We start from the raw sequence: 19,372 nt of genomic DNA on the forward strand, positions 1-19,372 counted from the left end.
TCTGTGTTCAGTCGAACTGTGCCATCAGCTGATCGAGGACAGAGCGGATACCTTTCAACTCCCTGAGGTGCGCGGCAGCAAGCCGATCCATCATCCGTTCCGCCTTCGCCGTCAGGCGCACCATAACGCGCCGCGCATCGTCTTCATCCTTGACCCGCGTCACCAACCCGTTCTTCTCCAATCGGTCGACAAGCTCAACGGCTGTGTGATGGCGGATCAGAAGACGTTCGGCGATCTCGCGTATGCTCAGCGCATCGCGGCCGCGGGCGCCCTTGATCGCCAAAAGCCCCTGATACTGTTGCGGACTGATGCCCGCTTCGCCCGCCGCCTGCTCGCTAAAGGCGAAGAACTTCCGCAGCGCAAAACGGAAATCTGCCAGGGCTTCGTAGCTCGCCTTGCCCAGACTGCGGCGTACAATCGGATTGACCATCGTCGGCCTCTTAGTTTACATCGTAATGCGATATAGCGTTTGTGCTTTAAGTCCGCACCGGCACGGATATGGCGGGTTTCGCTTTGTCTGTCACGGACATCCGGAGCAAATCGATGGCGAGAAAAAAGGCCCCCCAAACAATCGCAGCATCGGCGGGCATTGCCCAGGATACCGCTTTCGGCGCCGTAACGCCGCCCCTCTATACGTCAACGACTTTCTCTTTCGCAGGGTATCAAAGCGCGCGGGAACACGACTACTCGCGGACCTCCAATCCGACCCGCTCGCTCCTTGGCGAAACGCTTGCTGATCTCGAACGCGGCGCCGGTGCGGTGGTGGTGTCGTCAGGAATGGCTGCAGTCGATCTCGTGCTCAGTCAGGTGGGGCCAGATGATCTCGTCTTGGCGCCGCACGACTGCTACGGCGGAACGCAGCGTCTCCTGTCGGCACGTCACGAAAAAGGCCAGTTCGATCTGGCCTTCGTCGATCAAGGCGATGAACGAGCGTTCGAGCTCGCCATGGACGGCGCGCCCTCGCTCATTCTGGTCGAGACCCCCAGTAATCCCCTTATGCGCGTGGTCGACATTGCGGCAATCGTCGCGCGGGCTCAGAAGATCGGAGCCAAAGTTGCGGTGGACAACACCTTTTTATCCCCTGCCCTACAGAGGCCGCTTGTTCTTGGCGCGCACTTCGTCATCCATTCGACGACAAAATACCTCAACGGCCATTCAGATGTCGTCGGCGGAGCGGTCATCGCCGCAGACAAGGCGGATGCCGAGGCGCTTGCGGCCTGGGCTAACACCACTGGTGTGACAGGCTCGCCCTTCGACGCGTATATGACGTTGCGAGGCCTGAGGACGCTCTTCCCGCGCATCGCGCAGCAGCAGGAGACGGCATTCGCTATCGCGGCCTATCTTGAGCGCCATCCGCTGGTTCACGCCGTCCACTATCCCGGCCTTCCGTCGCATCCCGGCCATGCGATCGCCAGGGCACAGCAGTCAGGGTTCGGCGCGATGTTGAGCTTCGAATTGGCTGATGGCGTCGACGGGGTTCGCGCCTTTGTCGAATCCGTCCAGTTGTTCACGCTCGCCGAATCCCTTGGCGGGATCGAGAGCCTGGTCGCGCATCCCGCCACCATGACCCATGCCAACATGAGTGAGCAAGCACGCCGCACCGCGGGTATCACGGGCGGCTTGCTGCGCCTGTCGGTCGGGCTTGAGGCTGAAGACGATTTACTCGCCGATCTTGAGCAGGCGCTTGTTGCCGTGCGCACCGCAGTTGCACATCGGCGCTATGCCGTCTGAAGGAGATCGACGTGATCCTCATGATGGAAAAACAGTGACCAAGGAGACAGCCTTGCTTGACGATCCCCGGCATTCTGCCGAAGAGCCAAATCACGATCCGATTGGAACCGCCGTATTCCTCGCCGTGCTCATTGCGGGCTTCCTGCTGGTCCACTTTGGCGCGATGAGTCTTTGGTAGCTTATCTCAGTCCTGGCCTACGGTGACCCATCCTTCGCGTCTGAACGAATGGCCTCCACCTCACAGCGGAGGCCAGGACGCGGTTTATCGCCAATCCTTGGTTTCGTCAGTCCTTGGGGCTGCGGCTGGATGAGCCTCCTTCTCCCGTAGATGCTCCAGAACTGCCTAATGCGTCCGGCGCGATATTGGTCCAATGGGACGGCCCCGCCACTACAGGCTTGCCCTGGTACGTGCCATCGGGGTTTTTATGGCGATTTGCGTTCTCCTGGATCGTCGCGCCTTGAGAGGATGCGGTGTTCGCCGTGTCTTTGGCCAAAGCGGGTGCTCCAATCAGAAGACCTGTAGCAGTGAGGCCAATCAGAATGCTTTTCATAAGACATCTCCTTTTGTGACGGTGTGGCTGTAGGAAACGTAGGGTTGCACCTGTATTCCTGCATCCTCGCAGTCGCATGGCAGACGCGTGATCACGACATGCCTCGCCTGAGGCCGCGGTCGAAGCACTGTAGATGGGCCGTCGCCGTACGGAGCAGAGGTGTGCGGATGTTGTGCCGCCGCGCCCGGCGCAACATATCGCCAAGGACATGATCGCCTTCCGTGCCGCGACCTGCCTCGATATCGCGCAGCATGGACGATGTGAATGTCGAGCCCCGTTCCATGAGAGGCCCGCGATAGGCGGAGAGCACCGCTTCGTCGGGCGGATAGCCCTCGCTGCGCGCCACGGCAACGCATTCATCTAGCAGCTCGAGAATGAGAGCCTCGCCGTCGTCGGCCTCGAGGATTGCTCCGATTCTTGCCCGCATGAGGCAAGTAATGCCGGCCAATGTGCATAGGAACACGAACTTATCCCAGAGGTCACGACGAATATCCGTACTGCCCGTGACCTCCACGCGCGCGCGCTCGAGATGTTCCACCAGCGCTAAGGCCAACGGGTCGGATGGGTCTGCCAATGATCCGATGCGAATCCTCAAGAACGGTGTGAGATGCGCAATGGTCCCTTCCTCTCGCAGAGTCAGTGCGCCGTGAACGAGGCCGGCCAGGAGCGGATTATCCGGCAAACTCTTTCGAAGTGTTTCGAGATGCGCCACTCCGTTGAGCATTGGCAATATGCGCGTCGAAGGCAGCAAAGCCGGACCTATGGCCTCAATCGCCGCCTCGATCGCCGGCGCCTTGCATGCGAGAACCACCACATCCGGCGCAAATCCGCCGCAACCCGGAAGGATCGTCTCGACCGGGACGTTCATCCCTCCCAAAGGGCTTTCCACTCTGAGCCCTTCGGCAGCCAATTGGACGTGGCGATCACCACGCGCCATGAACGCGACGTCGGCTCCGCTTTCCATCAACCTGCCGCCCACGTACCCGCCGACGCCGCCGGCTCCCAAGATCAAGACGCGCATCAGAGACGATCCTTCTCTTCGCCCGCGGCGTGCGTGAACACCCGCAATGCAATGTCGGTCAATTCCGCCAGCTGCATCTTGCCCTCACATCCATTTGATGGCTGCGCCACTTTCCACACTGGACACCACATCTTTAAAGATGCATCAATAATATATCTTTTGACTGTACATCTCACAAAGCCGCAACACCGGCACGGCTCGCATTCGGATAAACGCCAAGGAGGCCCGCATGTCCTTGCCACTCAGAAAATCCCCCGATCATTACTCAGAGTACCACATAGAGGTCGCCGACGCTGACGCGGACGAGAACATCGAGTACGACGATGGCCTGCTCGCGGTGGCAGGCCCCATCATGATCGCCTGCTATTCGCTCTTCTTCGCCATCGCGGCCTTCACCTTCTTTGGCACGGGAACGGCGTTTTTCTCTGTTGGCGTGAGCGTGCTCTTCGCGATCGTCTATTTCGCTATTCCCATGACCATGATGAAGATCAGATCGACGCATGACACCCGATGGCGAAAACAAACCTCGCGTGCCTCGATCCCCGATGTGGAGGTCTGGACAGGTTCCCTGAAACGCTGGGAAGCCATTCTACAGATCGTCTCTGTTCCGCTCGCTATCCTGATGGGCTTTGCCCTGCTCGCCCTCCGCTGGAGCATGCTTTGAATAGTGACATGGCAAAGGACCCAGCATTGCGGGCATTGCTATGGGCAATCCAGGGTCCACGAGCCGGCCGCGGCTTGCTGCCCTCAACTCTTCACCACCGGGAGATTAGACATGGCATATGGCGTGGCATCCAACATAGCGCTTGGCGCGCTTCTCGTTTCGCTTTTGTCCGTACCCGCCACGGCGGACGAGCGTTTTATCGCCAAGCTGCATCCTCTCAATGCCGACAAGATCGGCACGTCCGCGAATGGTACCGCCACGCTTGAAATCGCCGACGGGACACTGTCGGTGGTTATCGATCTCGCGGGATTGCCGACCGGCCTCATGCATCTTCAGCACTTTCATGGCTTCCCAGACGGCAAGGATGCTGTCTGCCCCGGTGCCACGGCGGATACCAACGGCGACGGCTACATCGATTTGATCGAAACAGAGCCCTTGGCGGGCACCACCATGGTGCCGTTCCACGCTCACCCGGCGACGCTCGAAATCCCGAGCGACAGCTACCCGCAGGCCGATAAGGACGGCAAAGCCCATTACCAGAAGGGCGAATTGGTCGCGGACCTCGAGAAGGCTCTCAAGGACAAATTCAAGGCGCCGGTCCTAGCTCTCGACAAGCGCGTGATCTTCGTCCACGGCGTGAAGAGCACGCCTCCCCTGCCCAGCACCGTCAAATCTCTTCCGGGCGTACCGGCGGAAGTGACGCTGCCCATAGCCTGCGGAGAAATCGAGCCGGTGAAGTGAGCCCCGATGACCTACCTCGTTACCGAAAACTGCATCAAATGCAAATATACCGACTGCGTAGAAGTCTGCCCCGTCGATTGTTTCTACGAGGGCGAAAACATGCTGGTCATCCATCCGGATGAATGCATCGACTGCGGCGTGTGCGTTCCCGAATGTCCGGCAGAGGCCATTTTCTCGGACGTGGACAAGGAGGCCACCCCGCACTGGCTGGACATCAACCGGCGCTATGCGGACCTCTGGCCGAACATTTCGATGAAGAAGTCTCCACTACCCGATGCGGATGCACAAAGCGGACGGAAGGGCAAAGAGGCCGAGCTATCTCCCCATCCCGTCAGGGAGGACATTGCATGACCATAGTCGCTCATAGGGCGCTTCTCTACGTCGACACACTCATTTACTCATGCTCCCGCGAAGAGATCGCTGGAGAAGTAGCGCTCGGCCGAGGAGGGTGCGAAAGTCAGAACGGTCTTGCCCGCAAATTCGGGCCGCCTGGCAACGGCAATCGCAGCGGCAATGTTTGCGCCGGTCGAGATGCCACCCGGGATACCTTCTAGCTTCGCGATGCGGCGCGACGTTTCGAAAGCTGTATCGTTTGAAACCGTCAGGACCTCGTCGATCACCCTCGTGTCGAGCACTGCGGGCACGAGCCCAGCCCCGATGCCCTGGATCTTGTGCGGACCCTTCTGGCCGCCGGAGAGAACCGGGCTCGCTTCCGGCTCGACCGCGATTATCTTGAGGTTTGGCAGACGCGGCTTCAACACGCGGCCCGCGCCCGTGATGGTGCCACCCGTGCCGACGCCGGCCACGATAGCGTCGACGCTACCGCCGGTGTCCTTCCAGATTTCCTCAGCCGTCGTCCGCTCGTGCACGAGCGGATTCGCCGGATTGTCGAATTGTGCCGGAATCACAGCATTCGGCAGCGTCTCCGCCAACTCCTTCGCGCGAGCGATGGCAGCGCCCATGCCGCCCGCCGCAGACGTCAACTCGAGCTTGGCGCCGAGATGGGTCAGGATCTTGCGGCGCTCGATCGACATCGACTCCGGCATGACGAGGATCAGATCGTAGCCGCGGGCGGCAGCAACGAACGCAAGCGCGATGCCGGTATTTCCCGACGTCGGCTCGATCAGAACGGTATTGCCGGGTTCGATCTTTCCTTGCGACTCGAGCGAGTCGATCAGCGACACGCCGATGCGATCCTTGACCGAGGACAGTGGATTGAAGAATTCGAGCTTGAGCAGAATGCGCGCCGCAAGGTTGTCCTGCTGTTGAAGCCGGTTCAAGGCCACCACGGGGGTATGGCCGATGGTCTCGGCAATGTTCTCGTATACGCGGCCGCGCCCCCAGGAGGTCGTCGACGCCAATGTCTTGATGTTCAGAATCTCGTTCATAGCCGTGTCCCGCTCGAGAAGGTGAAGTCCATCAAGCTAGGAGGCGTCGAGGCCGCGCGGAAGGATAAAGATGTGAAAAGCAAATTCCTGAAACGAATTTCACGAGCTCTTGCTTGTGCGATGGCGCATTGGCAGTGATCCGGTACTTCGCAACTCGAAGCCGCCACATGGGCAGCGTCGTCATTCGACGAACCGCGGCGGCAAATGATCGCCGAACCCTGGAGTATCGCTACTTCGTGCGTAGCCGCGGAACTTCCGTGCGTTGCTCCAACGCTTTCGTCGCGGTTTCCAATAGCTCGGAAGAACTGAAGGGCTTGTTCAAGAGTCGCACCTTCTGGAATCCGCGCGGGAGGCTCTCCTTGCCGTAACCGGAGATAAAAACGAACGGTACATTCTTGCGCGTCAACGCTGCCGCGATTTCGTTGACCGGATGGCCATGCAAATTCGCATCCAGCAATGCCGCGTCCAGTGGTGTCGTGTCGATCAACTTCAACGCATCCGCAATCGAGGCCGTCGATGCGACCACTTCCGCGCCAGCCGTTTCGAGCACATCCGCCATGTCCAGCGCAACGAGCGGTTCATCTTCGATGACCATAAATCGTTTGCCGGCGAGCCTCCCCGGCTCAAGCCGAGCTTCGCGTCGACCCTGGTCGACGGCCTCTTGGTCAACGGGAAGAGCGCCGCGGTGGAATTCTCCGGTCTCCAGCAGATCCACAAGAGGTAGTGTGATCTCCCATTCCACCCCCCTTGCCTCGATTCGCATCCATGCCGTCCCGCCTTCACTCTTGGCGCTTTGTTCAATCAGAGTTGTGCCGAAACCGCGCTTACCTGAGACTTTGACTGCCGGGCCACCTTCTTCCCGCCAGCGCAAATTCAGCGTGCGATTTTCGACAGCCCAGCCAACAACAATCGAACCGACCGGCCCCGACAAGGCGCCGTATTTCACTGCGTTGGTGCCGAGTTCGTGCAAGATCATCGCCAGATGCAATGCCATCTGTGGGCCAAGTTTGAGCTGCGGACCTGAAATCATGATCCTGGCTTCGTCGACCGCGCCATTGAGCAGTTGATCGCGAACCAACTCCCGCAGATCAGCGCTCTGCCATGTCGCGGCGCTCAAAAGATTATGAACGCGTGCCAAAGATTGGATGCGGCCAGAGAAGCTGGTTACAAATTCTTCCTGGCTTTGCGTCCGCCGCAAGGTCTGCTGCGCGATCGCCTGCACGGTGGCCAGCGTATTTTTCACGCGATGGTTCAGCTCGCCGACAAGCAACAGCTGGGTTTTCTGCGTCTGCTTGAGCTCTGTGATATCCCGGCCGATCTTGGAAGCCCCGATGATCCGCCCGGCCTTATCCTTCACCGGCGAGATCGTCAGTGAAACATCGAATGTCGAGCCATCCTTGCGTCGGCGCCTAGTCTCGAAGTGCTCGGTGTGCTCGCCACGTCTGATCTTCGCCAGTATTTCATTCTCTTCCTCGAGGCGATCATCGGGGATGAGCATTGTAACGGAGCGTCCGATGGCTTCGTCGGAACTATAGCCGAACAGCCGTTGCGCTCCGGCGTTCCAGCTCGTGATGTTTCCACGAAGGTCTTTGCTGATTATCGCGTCATCGGACGATTGCACGATGGCTGCGAGCTGAGCGGCGTCGGCTTCGGCTTGTCGCAGCGCGGCTTCGGCAACAACGCGCTCCGTCGTCTCGTTCACGATGCACAATACGCCTCCGACGCCGCCGTGGTCATCTCGAAGCGCGGAATAGGAGATATCGAAATAGACCTGTTCTCCGTATCCGCGCCGTTCGATGTAGAACGGCCGATCATGGGCTACCAATGTCTCTCCGGTAGATCGAACGGCGTCGAGAAGCGGCTCGAGGTCATCCCACAGTTCGGTCCAGCTCTCGATAGCTGGACGGCCGAGTGCCCTCGGGTGCTTGTTCCCGATGGTCGGCGCATAAGCGTCATTGTAAAGCGCCACATACTGCGGTCCCCAGAACAAGACGATCTGGGCTCCTGCCGGCAGAATGAGATCAATGGTGTGTCGCAGACTTGAGGGCCAACCTTCAACTGGGCCCAATGGCGTTGTGGTCCATTCCATCGCTCTCATACGCGCAGCCACTTCGCTGTCGCCAATCGGCCATTGTTGGAAGGTCGCGGGCGGGTGCTCACTCATCGATATCCACCAAGGGCAATACGGGGCATCGGCCGCGATGTGTGACAGATCTCGATAGGCGTAGCGAGGCCGAAACTCTAAACGCCAAAGCGGTCAATAAGTTTCAAAGCAGGCCGACACAAGCCGTTGGCTGCGATGCATGGCGGAAAGGCAGCTGCAACACTCGTGCGCTGGCTGACGACTGGCCGATCCCAGTCGAAACACTCCGCTAGCAAGCAGTTGATGCTGCTGTCAAACCTGGGTCGAAGGGCTCATGACGTAGGGTACGCCGCGAACCGCGGAGTAACCAACCGTGCGCAGCGACACGCCATCGGGCATGGATCCGTTTCTATGGGGGCGTTCAAGGCGCCGCCTCGCGGCATTGCCTTGAACGTGGCTTCGAGGGCTTTCGCACAAACGGAACTGCTCTTGGGACTACGCAGACACCGGCTCGGCCCTCATAATCTCATCTTTCGGCACTGTCCGTCTTAGCCTGTTCGACCTTAGGAGCCTGGCCACCGCGAAGCACGGTGTTGCCCTGGTAGAGCGTCCGCTGGTCGATGGGCGCGGGGCTGAGCCAGTCCGACTCTGCCATCTGCCCGCTCTTCCCATAGACGGACAGCGCGTTCCCATAGGTGACGAGGCGGACCTGCTCGGCCGAGAGGCCGCTGTCCGCCATGAGCTTGGCGGTCTTCGGAACAGAAAGCGGATCGGAGACGCCCCAGTCGCACGCCGAATCCGCGATCAGACGCTCGGCGCCGTAGGTCTTGACCAGCGCCACCATGCGCTCGGCTGTCATTTTCGAGTGCGGGTAGATGGAGAAGGCCGCCCAGAAGCCGCGATCCTTGACCTCCTGGATTGTCTCCTCGTTGACGTGGTCGATGACGACGCGCGACGGATCAACTTTATGCTCGATGATGACGTCCATGGAGCGCGATGCTCCGCGCTTCTTGTCGCGATGGGGCGTGTGAATCATGACAGGAAGATCCAGCTCCCGTGCAAGGTCGAGCTGTAGGCGGAAGTACTTGTCCTCGAGCGCCGTCTGCTCGTCGTAGCCGATCTCTCCTATGGCGACGACGCCCTCCTTGGTGGCAAATCCCGGCAGGATCTCCATGACCGCTTCGGCGAGGGCTTCGTTGTTGGCCTCCTTCGAATTGAGACCGATGCAGCAGTAGTGGCGCACGCCGAATTGACCGGCGCGGAAGCGCTCGAAGCCCAAAATATGCGACAGGTAATCGGCGTAGCTGCCGGCGTTCGTACGCGGCTGGCCAATCCAGAACGCGGGCTCGATAACGGCGACGACCCCGGCTTTCGCCATGGCTTCGTAGTCGTCCGTGGTGCGCGAGATCATATGGGCATGCGGGTCGATGTACATCCGTGTCTCCGAGGCGATGCGAATGGGTGTGCAATCAAAGGCTGTTCCAGGTGAGCCGGCCGGACTCGATGGCGACAGCGAGGTCCTGCCGCGCATTCAACGCGGCTCGCGCAGCAGGAGCTTCACATTCCGCGAGTGCGAGCGCGGCGCCTGCCGCTTCCGTTTCGCTGCCATGTGCGAGTATGTCTTTCAGTGTGGCGATCTCCGCGTCTCCGGCGAAGGGGGCTACGCACCGCCACAGCTCGGGTGATATGGAGCGTCCCGCCGCGCGTCTTTCGTCTGCGTAGTCGATCAGCATTTGGGCGAGGTCCGCGTTGCGTCGCGCGTCGAGACCCTGGATGGGAGCGAGGCGGCTCCCGATGAAGAGGGTCTTCACGACCATCTGATTCCACTGCGCTTCGCTGAACTGCTCGCGCGGAAACGGATTGCGATGGGCGATCGCCTCGAAAATCGGCTGCATGGCGTTGCGCACACCCTCCAGTGCGCGCGGCAGCAAAAGAGCAGGCGCAGGAAATAGGGGGAGTGCGCGCAGCAGCGCGATTTGCTCTCCGATTTCTGCATTGGCAAAAATGCGATCGAGGCCCCGCGCGAAGTCCGCTTCATCGCCTCTGTAGCTTGCGAGCACAAATAGCGCGCGCCCGGCCTGATCGACACTCCAGCCCGTGAGATCGAGATCTTCGCGCACCGCGCGCGCCGTAGCCTGCTCTTCTGCCGTAAGATCTAGATCGGCCTTTCCCAACTTGCGCGGCGCCAATCCAATTGCGATGCCGAGTTGCAGCGGCTTTTCGGCTTGTACGACCGCATCGATCTGCTGATCGAGCCATGCCAGCGCATCCGCCGAAAGCCGGCGTGACAACCATTCCCTGAACAGGGCCCTACGCTCTTGAACGTTATCTTGCGTCGGATGGGGTGCGGTCATGAGCATGCTCGTCAAGTTCCCGGAACGATACGCTGTAAGGCTAGTGTCAGCAGGAAAAATCCGGCGCAGAGGGCCGCAACGAGTGCGTTACCGTATGCTGCGGCGAACCCGGCATCCATGAGCGCGATCCCAGCTATCAAGAGGCCAACATAAGGAACTCCCCGCTTCGCAAGTTGCGTGAGCGCAACCACGTATAGCAGCAGTATGAGCGCCGCGCCGAGAATGGCGGGCGATAGCGCTGCTCCTGCGGCCAGAGCCGTCGTGACATAGACGAGTGCGCGGCAAAGTCCCATGATGACGGGCGACAGCGAATTGCCTTTGTGCCATGCGTCATAGAGCAGGATGGCCGCGGCCAACGCCGAGCCGCCCATGGCTCCGCCCGCTCCGAACGACGCCAGTACACCAACGCCAGCCGCGAGAAGTGACGCGCCGATAATCCAGACCGCGCTGAGCGAAATCTGGCCCGACGGAAGCGGACGCTCCGGCCTCTCGCGCGCGTCGATCTCGCGATCGAAGGCATCGTTGAGAACCATCCCGCCGGTGTAAAGAGCGGACATGGCAACGAGTACCCACGCGAGAGCACCTGTTTCCACGCCACCAGCCAGAACCGATGCCGCAAGGACGTTGCTCCACACGGTGGGCAGATTCGAAACGCGGGCGAGCCGCAGGACTGCTGCGAGCGTGGTCACGCGCCCAGCTCCGCGCGTACCCATTGCAACTCGCGCACGATGTCGCCCACGAGATCAGACGACTTGAGGGCGTTCGGCAAGACGTTCCAGGTGTAGGTCTCCACTTCGAGATGTGGCGAGACTTCCTGCGTTCGGCATAGCCTCAGCGCATCGCGGAGTTGCTGTTGCGTGGAGCCGAGATCTCCGTAACTCTCGACGAAGACGGGGACGTGGCAGTGGACGCGCCATTCGCCACCGGCATTTCCGCTTCGCGCGGCCGCAAAGGCGGCGGGCAAATCCGTGTGGTGCGTCAGAGCGCCGTTTCGCCGCTCGACCGTTTGATGCAGATAGATCCCATCATCGAACTTACCGAGCAAACGCTCAAATTCTGGGGCGTCCGCAGAAACGCGCAAGGCAGAGCTGAGCTGGATTTTGGCGACGGCGATCCCGGCGGCGCGCACAGCCTTTAGCATCTCTACTGTCTCTTCGAATTCGACGGCCGAATGACAGACATCGAAGCACAGGCCTACATGGCGGCGCAGCGCCTGCTCCGCTTCGGCAAGCGCAAGCCCCGTGATGTTCGAGAACAGTTGGCGCGCTTCGCCCACAATGAGGTGCTCGTTGAGGAAGGAGATCACCTCGTTGGTCGTTTCGAGGAAGCAAGCTGGCTCCGGCTCTATGGCGAGTACGACCGTACGTCCCGTGTCTCGCTGCAAGGCATGCAAATGGGCCGCTGCGCGCGCGAAACCTTCGGCGATGGCTGCCACATCCGACGGCGTCGAAACGTTTGCCTTGAATGCGCCGGGCACAGTGCTGATCGTCGGATCGACGTTCTCGGGCGCAATCCGCGCCAGCAGGTCCGCCACCTGATTGGTGAAGCGCAACCGCTCCGGCGTGCGCCAGTCCGGCTCGTACACCTGCTCCTTGACGCGCTGGCCGTGAAAGCTGCCGTAGGGGAATGCGTTGACGGTGAACACATAAAACCCGCCTTCCGCCAGGAAGTGCCTGAAGCGAAGGACCTGTCCGGGCTCCGCAAGCTCGCGTGCCGCCACACCCGACAACCGCAAGCCTATCCCCATCGGCCGATCGGGAGAGATCCGCTGCTTGACGGCTGGAAGATGAGAAGCGAGCGCCGCTTCGATCTCGCCCCATGTCTCGCCGGCATGAATGTTCGTGCAGTACGAGAGATGAGGCTGGCCGGGAAGATCCAGCTGCATCAGGCGTGCGCCTCCGTGCGCAGCCAATCAACGGCCTCGGCGATCAGTCCTGCATCCATGGTGTGGACCTCGACACCCGTGCCGAGTTCGCTCAGGAGCGTGATTGTGAGCTCACCGCCCAAATGCTCGCGAAATTCCTCGAGTCCGCGAAGCAGCAGGCGCTGACCGTCCGGAGCCCTGAGATCGCAGGCTTCGTGCCAAAGCGCAAAACCGAGCCGCTTGAGAAGCTGGCAGACACGAAGCTCCTCTCCTGCCGGCAGCAAGCCGGCAAGAACGGAGTACCGCGTGTCGAGCGCAATGCCGATCGCAACGGCCTCGCCGTGGCGCAGCTCATAGCGCGATAGCACCTCTAGCTTGTGAGCAGCCCAATGTCCGAAATCGAGTGGGCGCACGCTTCCGCGTTCAAACGGATCGCCGCCGTGTGCGATCTGGCGCATGTGCAGCAACGCGCAATGCCGGATGAGTTTATCCAGCGGCTCGGACGCGAAAATCGCGAGCGCTTCTGCTTTTTCCTCGAGCCATTCGAAGAAGGAGCGGTCGCGAATGAGCGCAACCTTCACGGCTTCCGCCATGCCGGCGCGCTTGTCCCGACCGGGAAGCACATCGATGAACGCGGAGTCGTTGATGACGGCATCCGGTGGAACGAACGTGCCGAGCATGTTCTTCATGCCGAACGCGTTGATGCCGTTCTTCACGCCGACGCCGGAATCGTTCTGCGCGAGAACCGTGGTCGGAATCCGGATATGACGGATGCCGCGGTGGGTCGTTGCGGCCGCATATCCAACGAGATCGAGAACTGCGCCGCCGCCGACACACACGACATAGGAGTGTCGATCCATGCCATGGGCGACGAAGCGGCTCTGTAGAGCGGCAACGAGCGTGGCATCATTCTTCGCGGCCTCGCCGCCTGCGATCACGTCGACCGGACCGGCCAAAGTCAGACCCGGCCATGCATTGACATAGTCTGCGATACGCCGTTTGAGATCCGGCATCTCACGCAACACGCCCTCGTCGACGACGAACGCAACCAAATTCCGTGCGTGAGCCGATCTGCCGGTTATCACATCCGAAAGCGCCGCATTTTCTCGAGAAAAAACATCTCGCGTAAAAAAAACAGCGAATTCATATGACACCGAAAATCGCTGCGAAAACACTCTCGCATTGCTTCCCATTTCAATCGGCGGAAGCGCAATAGCGGCATTTGGCGGCACGTCAACTCCCCTTGGGCATGCTATATATTTTTAATTGATCATTTCGCGGCGTCAGGAAAACACATCCGGCTCAGGCCGGGACTATTTCCCGAAACATCGAGGACGCTGACCCTCGCGCGAAATGCCCAACACCCCCTGTTCTGCTCTAAACGCAGCATTCTGGCAACCTCGCGCAGCGAGTCCTGACCGCGAAATCGAGCCGTTCTCACTATCGATTTTCTCTTGTTGCATCAGGCGCCAAGGCGATATCGGGAATATTTTCCCAATTTACTCGGGAAAAATTAGACGTTTCTCATCGGGTAATTTTCCCATTTCTATAAATTTCCCTTTATTCAACTTTTCTTGATTGACGGAACGAATGTCACCATTGCTCTTATGCTGCTGTTCAGTACTTTGCAAAACGCTGCAGGCGATCTTTCGGCTAGCTTTGCAGTTTTTGCGCGACGCAGCATTGTCATGCGTCTGACAAAAATACTTAAAGTCGAAACAAAAGGGAAATGGGAGAACGTCCAAATGCGAATGCGGTTTATGTCCGCGTCGATATTGGCGGCTGGCTTCCTAGCTACAGGGTCTATGACCGCTGTCGCGCAGGAAGTTCCCAAGACAGCCGACCAAGTGGCCCGTCCGGGGGGCAAGCTTCCGGGTGATCCGAAAATCGCGGTGGTCAAGGTCGCCGAAGGCTTCCTCGACCCCGTTGGCGTCGCTTCTGCGCGCGACGGCACCGGCCGCATCTTCGTGGTCGAGCGCCAGGGCAAGATCAAGATCGTCAACAAAGACGGCAAAGTGAACGAGAAGCCGTTCCTGGATCTGACCAAGAACAGCCCGCTCGGAAGCGAAGTTCAGACCGGCTTCGTCGAGCAGGGTCTGTGGGCAGTCGCCTTCCATCCGAAGTTCAAGGACAACGGCTACTTCTACGTCAGCTACGCGTCGCTGCCGTTCAACGGCGCGCACATCATCGCGCGCTACACGGTCGACAAGGCGAACCCTGACGTCGTGTCGGTCGAGCACGCCAACAAGACCGTCAAGGTCATCATGAATATCCCGCAGCCCTACTACAATCACTACGGCGGCGGCATCCAGTTCGGTCCCGATGGCAATCTTTACATCGGCAAGGGCGACGCGGGCTGGGAGGGCGACCCCCTCGATGCCGGCCAGCGCAAGGACGTGCTGTGGGGCAAGATGCTTCGCATCAACGTCGACACGCCGGACGATGTCGCCTACACGATCCCCAAGGACAATCCCTGGGCCGGCGCCTACCAGGATCGCATGATGACCCTCTTCGGCATCACCGAGGAAGGCTTCTCGAAGATCCACATGGGTGCCAGGGGCGAGTCGTGGTCCTACGGTCTGCGCAACCCCTATAGCTTCCACTTCGACGCCAAGAGTGGCGGCCTGTTCATCGCCGACGTTGGCCAGAATCATCTCGAAGAGATCAACTGGCAGCCCGCAAGCAGCAAGGGCGGCGAGAACTACGGCTGGAAGCACAACATGGGCACCATGTGCCATCCGTTGACCGGGCCGAACGACAAGTGCCCGATCGTCGGCGTGCTTCCTGCGGCGGAGTATCCGCACCAGGAACCCTATCCCGGTGCAGAGAAGCTTAAGGACGGCTGGGGTTGCTCGGTCATGGGCCTCGGTGTTGCCAACTACGGCGGCATGAACGGCGCCTACCTGACGGGCGACTGGTGCTCGGGCCGGATCTTCGCAACCGGCTGGGATGGCAGCAAGTGGCAGATGCAGGAGCTGGCACAGACGGCGCTTCAGTTCACGGCGGGTAACACCGACGAGGACGGCACCGTGCTCGCAGTCAACTGCAACTGCTTCTACCTCGACGACAAGGGCGCTGCGGCCAACCCGCCGGGCGCGCTCTGGAAGATCCTGCCGGCCGACAAGGTTCCGGCCGGTGCCGAGGTCGCCAAAACAAAGAAGTGAGGGACTAGTCCCTCACACGCTTTCAGCATGACTTGGAAGGCCCTTTGCGCTCTTGCGAGAGGGCCTTCCTTCTGCGCACACCCTCCGACAAACTAGACGAGATACCCATTCTCATGACGTCGAAATCTCAGGCTACTCCGAACAAGGCGGCCGCAATCGCGGCGTTCTTCCTCGCTGCAGCAATGGCCGTGCCTGCGCTCGCAGATGTCGAGTTCCGCCACGCCCTCGACGACTCCGTGCTCGATCTCGCGCCTATCAAAGGCGAAGAAATCACAGACGCCGTGAAGGCCTTCCGCAAGGATGGCGTCAATCCGTACTCCGGACAGGCCGATGCACTCGCTGCCGGCAAGGGCCTCTACGAGGATAACTGCCAGGCCTGCCATCTCGACGATGGCCGAGGCGGCATGGGACCGAGCCTCGTCGACGACGTCTACGTCAATGCGCGTGCCAACACGGATGTCGGCATGTTCGAGATCATTCACTCCGGTGCCTCGGGCGCTATGCGCTCGTTCTCCGAACGCGGCGTGACACAGGATCAAATCCTCAAGATCATTGCCTATATCCACTCGCTCAAGAAATAACGCCTGCCTGGAGGTGTCGGCCGGCATGACTCCGACCGTCGTCATCAATGTCGTCGGGCTCGCCCCGGCGCTGATCGGCCCTCACACGCCCAATCTCGCGCGCTTCGCAGCGGCCGGTTGCCAGCGTCCGCTGAAGACCGTCACGCCAGCCGTCACCTGCTCCGTTCAGGCGACGTTCGTCACCGGCCTGCCACCCAGCGGGCACGGTATCGTCGGCAACGGCTGGCTGTTTCGCGATCTGATGGATGTCTGGCTTTGGCGCCAGTCCAACAAGCTGGTCGCGGGCGAACGCGTTTGGGATGCCGGGAAATCGCGGGATCCGGCTTTCACTTGTGCCAACCTCTTCTGGTGGTATGCGATGGCGGCTTCGACCGACATCGCCGTCACGCCGCGTCCCATCTACAAAGCCGACGGGCGCAAGCTTCCCGATTGCTATTCAGATCCGCCCGAGATCCGTGACGACCTCACGCGCGTGCTGGGCGCATTTCCCTTGTTTCACTTCTGGGGGCCCGCGACCTCGATCAAATCGAGCCGGTGGATCGCAGATGCCGCCAAGCACGTGCTGGCGACGCGTAATCCGACGCTGACACTCGTCTACCTCCCGCACCTCGACTACGTGTTGCAACGACTTGGTCCCGACGATCCGGCCATCGCCAAGGATCTCGCCGAGATTGATGCGGTTGCGGGCGACCTGATTGATCACGCGCAGAAGATGGGCCGCCGGGTCATCGTGCTGTCCGAGTATGGGATTGCGCCCGCCCGCGTACCGATCCACATCAACCGCGCCCTTCGCGCGGAGGGCCTGCTGGCAATCCGGGAGGAAGACGGGGGTGAAATTCTCGACGTGCATCGCTCGCGCGCGTTCGCGGTTTCCGACCACCAGATCGTGCACATCTACGTTCGCGATCCTGCCGATCTCGCTCTTGCGCGAAGCTGCGTTGAACGGCTCGACGGCGTGGCGCACGTTCTCGACCGCGAGGAGCAAGCTCCCTGGGGCCTTAACCATGACCGGGCCGGTGATCTCGTGGCTCTCTCGGACCACGACGCTTGGTTCACCTACTACTACTGGCTGGACGACGCACGCGCGCCGGATTTTGCGCGTACGGTCGACATCCATAAGAAACCGGGCTACGACCCCGTCGAGCTGTTCATCGATCCGGCCATTCGGCTGCCCAAGCTCGCGATCGCTCGGCGCCTTGCCAAGAAGGCGCTCGGTTTTCGCACGCTCATGGACGTGATCCCGCTCAATGCGTCGCTCGTGAAAGGATCACATGGCCGCGCCGATCTTCCCGAGGCACACGGTCCCGTCTTCCTCTCGTCGGAGCCGCATCTCATCCGTGACGAGCCAGTCGACGCCTGCGAGGTGAAGTCGCTCATGCTGTCCCACGTGTTCGATCCCTGAGGAGTTCCGCATTGAAGCCTACGACCGAGCAACTCATTCTTGTCGATGCCGACGATCGCGAAGTCGGAACGGCGGAGAAGATCGACGCGCATCGCCGTGGGCTCCTGCACCGCGCCTTCTCGGTCATCATCTGGGATTCTGCCGGGCGCCAGCTTCTGCAGAAGCGCGCCGCGACGAAGTATCATTCAGGCGGCTTGTGGACCAATGCGTGCTGTGGCCATCCACGGCCTGGAGAGTCGGTGGCCGACGCCGCAGCGCGCCGGCTCAGCGAGGAAATGGGCTTCAGTTGCCCCCTCGAGTGGCTGGGAATCGTCCAGTACCATGCTGCATTTGACAACGGCCTTAGCGAACATGAAGTCGTGCACGTGTTTCGCGGCCGTTACGAAGGTCCGCTGAAACCGGATCCCGCAGAAGCGGAAGGCTTTCAGTGGTGCGACCTCGATAGACTACGGGACGATATCGCTGCGGTGCCTGACCGGTTCAGCGTCTGGTTCCAGCGCTACATCGCCGAGGAATGGCCCGTCGCGCTGATGCCGCCCCGTACCGCTGCTGCACACCCCCCGAAGGTCGCCGGGAACAGGCCTTAGAACCGCGAGAACCGCGCGGCTGAAGTCGGCTAACGCTTTGAAATCATTGGTCGGGGCAGCGGGATTCGAACTCGCGACTTCTTGCTCCCAAAGCAAGCGCTCTACCAGGCTGAGCTATGCCCCGACACATTCTAGAAGCCACGTCTTTATGGGGTTTTCATGGACCAGGTCAACGACTGAGTGTCACGTTGGGGCGTAACAAAAAGCTGCGCCCAGCAGAAGCCGTGCGCAGCGCTTGCCCGAGTCGTTTCCGGTGCCGGGAATCTATGCCGTTGAGGTTGCTTTTAGCCTAGCGTGCGGTCGAGCCCGCTTCACCGGTCGATCCACCGGAGCTTGCCGACGATCCGCTCGATCCGGAACTCGCACTATGCCAATTGGCCGGGCCTTTCACGACAGGCTTGCCCTGGAACGTCCCGTCCTCGTTCTGGAGCCTATTTGCATTTTCGTCGGTCATCGCGCTCGACTGCCCAGCGCCTTCGCTCTTCAGCGGTTGCTTGTCTTTCGCTAATGCAGGCGACGCACCCAGCAGAGCCGCGAGTGCAACGCCCATCAAGAGATCTCTCATGAGCTTGTTCTCCTTATCTCCGGGCTAGATGCCACGGTCATAGGAAAACGGGCCCTCTTCCGGCGGGTTCCTCCCGATCAGCGGAATGTGAGCTTAAATCCAACAGTGTTCACGGCTTAGTTCGCGGGTGCAGAGCCGAAATGCGGATGACGGACCTTGTCTCCGGGCTTGAGACCCATCCGCTCGGCGGCGCCGCCCGCGATCTCAAGCACAGCAGCAACTGGACCGTTTGACGAGATGATGCGTTCGGAAAACGGTTCCGTTCTGGCCTCGATGCGATGCACTGTGCCATCCGCAGTAATGAACACCATGTCGAGCGGGATATACGTGTTGCGCATCCACATCGACAGCTCTGCCGGCTTCTGGTGCGGAAACAGCATGCCCTTCGTATCGGGCAGGCTCGTGCGGTACATGAGACCGAGCGCTTGCTTCTCGGGCGTCGATGCAATTTCCACGTCAAGGGCGTGGACGCCGCTGGCCGTGACGAGCTCCAACCGTTCCTCTTGCGCTGCTGGCGCGGTTGCCGGTTGAGCGGCAAGGGCCCGCTGACCGATCCAGGGTACGGCTGTGACGTGGGCAGTGGCAAGAACGAGAAGGGCCGCCAGTGTGGCAGCCCTATTTCCCTGACGCGCAAGTTTCATTGCAGCTTCGATCTCCGACACAGACGAAGCGCGCC

At 60.5% G+C, this 19,372-nt stretch carries 21 protein-coding genes and 1 tRNA gene; 9 read left to right on the forward strand and 13 right to left on the reverse strand.

Features of this window, described 5'->3' with window-relative positions:
- Positions 1 to 7 precede the first annotated feature (7 nt).
- A complete protein-coding gene (locus tag VHO05_RS07285) occupies positions 8 to 430 on the reverse strand; it encodes a MarR family winged helix-turn-helix transcriptional regulator (RefSeq protein ID WP_329645941.1) in 423 nt (140 codons plus the stop codon).
- Positions 431 to 543: 113 nt separating this feature from the next.
- Between VHO05_RS07285 and metB the strand changes: the two genes are divergently transcribed.
- Together metB and VHO05_RS07295 are read left to right on the forward strand one after the other, a co-directional pair.
- Positions 544 to 1,731 (forward strand): cystathionine gamma-synthase, encoded by a 1,188-nt coding sequence (gene metB / locus VHO05_RS07290; RefSeq protein ID WP_329645942.1) that lies wholly within the window; start codon positions 544 to 546, stop codon positions 1,729 to 1,731.
- 34 nt (positions 1,732 to 1,765) lie between these two features.
- Complete coding sequence (locus tag VHO05_RS07295; RefSeq protein ID WP_329645943.1) at positions 1,766 to 1,909, forward strand: hypothetical protein; 144 nt, start codon at positions 1,766 to 1,768, stop codon at positions 1,907 to 1,909.
- A 106-nt stretch (positions 1,910 to 2,015) separates the two neighbouring features.
- On the opposite strand, the gene VHO05_RS07300 is transcribed toward VHO05_RS07295, so the two are convergent.
- Both VHO05_RS07300 and VHO05_RS07305 read right to left on the reverse strand, forming a co-directional pair.
- Positions 2,016 to 2,282, reverse strand: a complete 267-nt coding sequence (locus VHO05_RS07300) for a hypothetical protein (protein WP_329645944.1) — start codon at positions 2,280 to 2,282, stop codon at positions 2,016 to 2,018.
- Positions 2,283 to 2,373: 91 nt separating this feature from the next.
- Positions 2,374 to 3,303, reverse strand: a complete 930-nt coding sequence (locus tag VHO05_RS07305) for a 2-dehydropantoate 2-reductase (protein ID WP_329645945.1) — start codon at positions 3,301 to 3,303, stop codon at positions 2,374 to 2,376.
- A gap of 229 nt (positions 3,304 to 3,532) precedes the next feature.
- Between VHO05_RS07305 and VHO05_RS07310 the strand changes: the two genes are divergently transcribed.
- The 3 genes from VHO05_RS07310 (at position 3,533) to fdxA (ending at position 5,059) form a co-directional block, all read left to right on the forward strand.
- Positions 3,533 to 3,967, forward strand: a complete 435-nt coding sequence (locus tag VHO05_RS07310; RefSeq protein WP_329645946.1) for a hypothetical protein — start codon at positions 3,533 to 3,535, stop codon at positions 3,965 to 3,967.
- 111 nt (positions 3,968 to 4,078) lie between these two features.
- Positions 4,079 to 4,708, forward strand: a complete 630-nt coding sequence (locus tag VHO05_RS07315) for a hypothetical protein (RefSeq protein ID WP_329645947.1) — start codon at positions 4,079 to 4,081, stop codon at positions 4,706 to 4,708.
- Positions 4,709 to 4,714: 6 nt separating this feature from the next.
- Positions 4,715 to 5,059, forward strand: a complete 345-nt coding sequence (gene fdxA / locus VHO05_RS07320) for a ferredoxin FdxA (RefSeq protein ID WP_329645948.1) — start codon at positions 4,715 to 4,717, stop codon at positions 5,057 to 5,059.
- A gap of 47 nt (positions 5,060 to 5,106) precedes the next feature.
- On the opposite strand, the gene cysK is transcribed toward fdxA, so the two are convergent.
- From cysK to VHO05_RS07360, 7 genes are all read right to left on the reverse strand, one after another.
- Positions 5,107 to 6,096, reverse strand: coding sequence for a cysteine synthase A (gene cysK / locus VHO05_RS07325; protein ID WP_329645949.1), 990 nt, complete (start codon positions 6,094 to 6,096; stop codon positions 5,107 to 5,109).
- Positions 6,097 to 6,325: 229 nt separating this feature from the next.
- Entirely contained in the window at positions 6,326 to 8,260 is a 1,935-nt protein-coding gene (locus tag VHO05_RS07330; protein WP_414653713.1) for a PAS domain S-box protein, read from the reverse strand.
- A 445-nt stretch (positions 8,261 to 8,705) separates the two neighbouring features.
- Positions 8,706 to 9,614, reverse strand: a complete 909-nt coding sequence (locus VHO05_RS07340) for a TatD family hydrolase (protein WP_329645950.1) — start codon at positions 9,612 to 9,614, stop codon at positions 8,706 to 8,708.
- Between the two features lie 34 nt (positions 9,615 to 9,648).
- Positions 9,649 to 10,533, reverse strand: a complete 885-nt coding sequence (locus VHO05_RS07345) for an EboA domain-containing protein (protein ID WP_329645951.1) — start codon at positions 10,531 to 10,533, stop codon at positions 9,649 to 9,651.
- Positions 10,534 to 10,544: 11 nt separating this feature from the next.
- On the reverse strand, positions 10,545 to 11,222 hold the full coding sequence (locus VHO05_RS07350; RefSeq protein WP_329645952.1) for a UbiA family prenyltransferase: 678 nt from the start codon (positions 11,220 to 11,222) through the stop codon (positions 10,545 to 10,547).
- A complete protein-coding gene (eboE, locus tag VHO05_RS07355) occupies positions 11,219 to 12,418 on the reverse strand; it encodes a metabolite traffic protein EboE (protein ID WP_329645953.1) in 1,200 nt (399 codons plus the stop codon). The genes VHO05_RS07350 and eboE overlap by 4 nt, the downstream gene beginning before the upstream one ends.
- Positions 12,418 to 13,590 (reverse strand): 3-dehydroquinate synthase, encoded by a 1,173-nt coding sequence (locus VHO05_RS07360; protein ID WP_329646184.1) that lies wholly within the window; start codon positions 13,588 to 13,590, stop codon positions 12,418 to 12,420. The genes eboE and VHO05_RS07360 overlap by 1 nt, the downstream gene beginning before the upstream one ends.
- 612 nt (positions 13,591 to 14,202) lie before the next feature.
- Here VHO05_RS07360 and VHO05_RS07365 point away from each other — a divergent pair.
- The 4 genes from VHO05_RS07365 (at position 14,203) to idi (ending at position 18,131) form a co-directional block, all read left to right on the forward strand.
- Positions 14,203 to 15,561, forward strand: a complete 1,359-nt coding sequence (locus VHO05_RS07365) for a PQQ-dependent sugar dehydrogenase (RefSeq protein WP_329645954.1) — start codon at positions 14,203 to 14,205, stop codon at positions 15,559 to 15,561.
- 113 nt (positions 15,562 to 15,674) lie between these two features.
- The gene (locus VHO05_RS07370) at positions 15,675 to 16,142 is read left to right on the forward strand and encodes a c-type cytochrome (protein ID WP_329645955.1); all 468 of its coding nucleotides are present in this window, start codon (positions 15,675 to 15,677) and stop codon (positions 16,140 to 16,142) included.
- A 25-nt stretch (positions 16,143 to 16,167) separates the two neighbouring features.
- Positions 16,168 to 17,544 (forward strand): nucleotide pyrophosphatase/phosphodiesterase family protein, encoded by a 1,377-nt coding sequence (locus tag VHO05_RS07375; protein WP_329645956.1) that lies wholly within the window; start codon positions 16,168 to 16,170, stop codon positions 17,542 to 17,544.
- 11 nt (positions 17,545 to 17,555) lie between these two features.
- The gene (gene idi / locus VHO05_RS07380; RefSeq protein WP_329645957.1) at positions 17,556 to 18,131 is read left to right on the forward strand and encodes an isopentenyl-diphosphate Delta-isomerase; all 576 of its coding nucleotides are present in this window, start codon (positions 17,556 to 17,558) and stop codon (positions 18,129 to 18,131) included.
- A 47-nt stretch (positions 18,132 to 18,178) separates the two neighbouring features.
- On the opposite strand, the gene VHO05_RS07385 is transcribed toward idi, so the two are convergent.
- The 3 genes from VHO05_RS07385 to VHO05_RS07395 all read right to left on the reverse strand — a co-directional run bounded on the left by VHO05_RS07385 (position 18,179) and on the right by VHO05_RS07395 (position 19,337).
- Positions 18,179 to 18,255: transfer RNA gene (locus VHO05_RS07385), tRNA-Pro, on the reverse strand.
- 165 nt (positions 18,256 to 18,420) lie between these two features.
- A complete protein-coding gene (locus VHO05_RS07390) occupies positions 18,421 to 18,696 on the reverse strand; it encodes a hypothetical protein (RefSeq protein WP_329645958.1) in 276 nt (91 codons plus the stop codon).
- 116 nt (positions 18,697 to 18,812) lie between these two features.
- On the reverse strand, positions 18,813 to 19,337 hold the full coding sequence (locus VHO05_RS07395; RefSeq protein WP_329645959.1) for a DUF192 domain-containing protein: 525 nt from the start codon (positions 19,335 to 19,337) through the stop codon (positions 18,813 to 18,815).
- Positions 19,338 to 19,372: the final 35 nt, after the last annotated feature.

Source organism: Hyphomicrobium sp., from assembly GCF_036262015.1.
Lineage (GTDB): Bacteria > Pseudomonadota > Alphaproteobacteria > Rhizobiales > Hyphomicrobiaceae > Hyphomicrobium_C.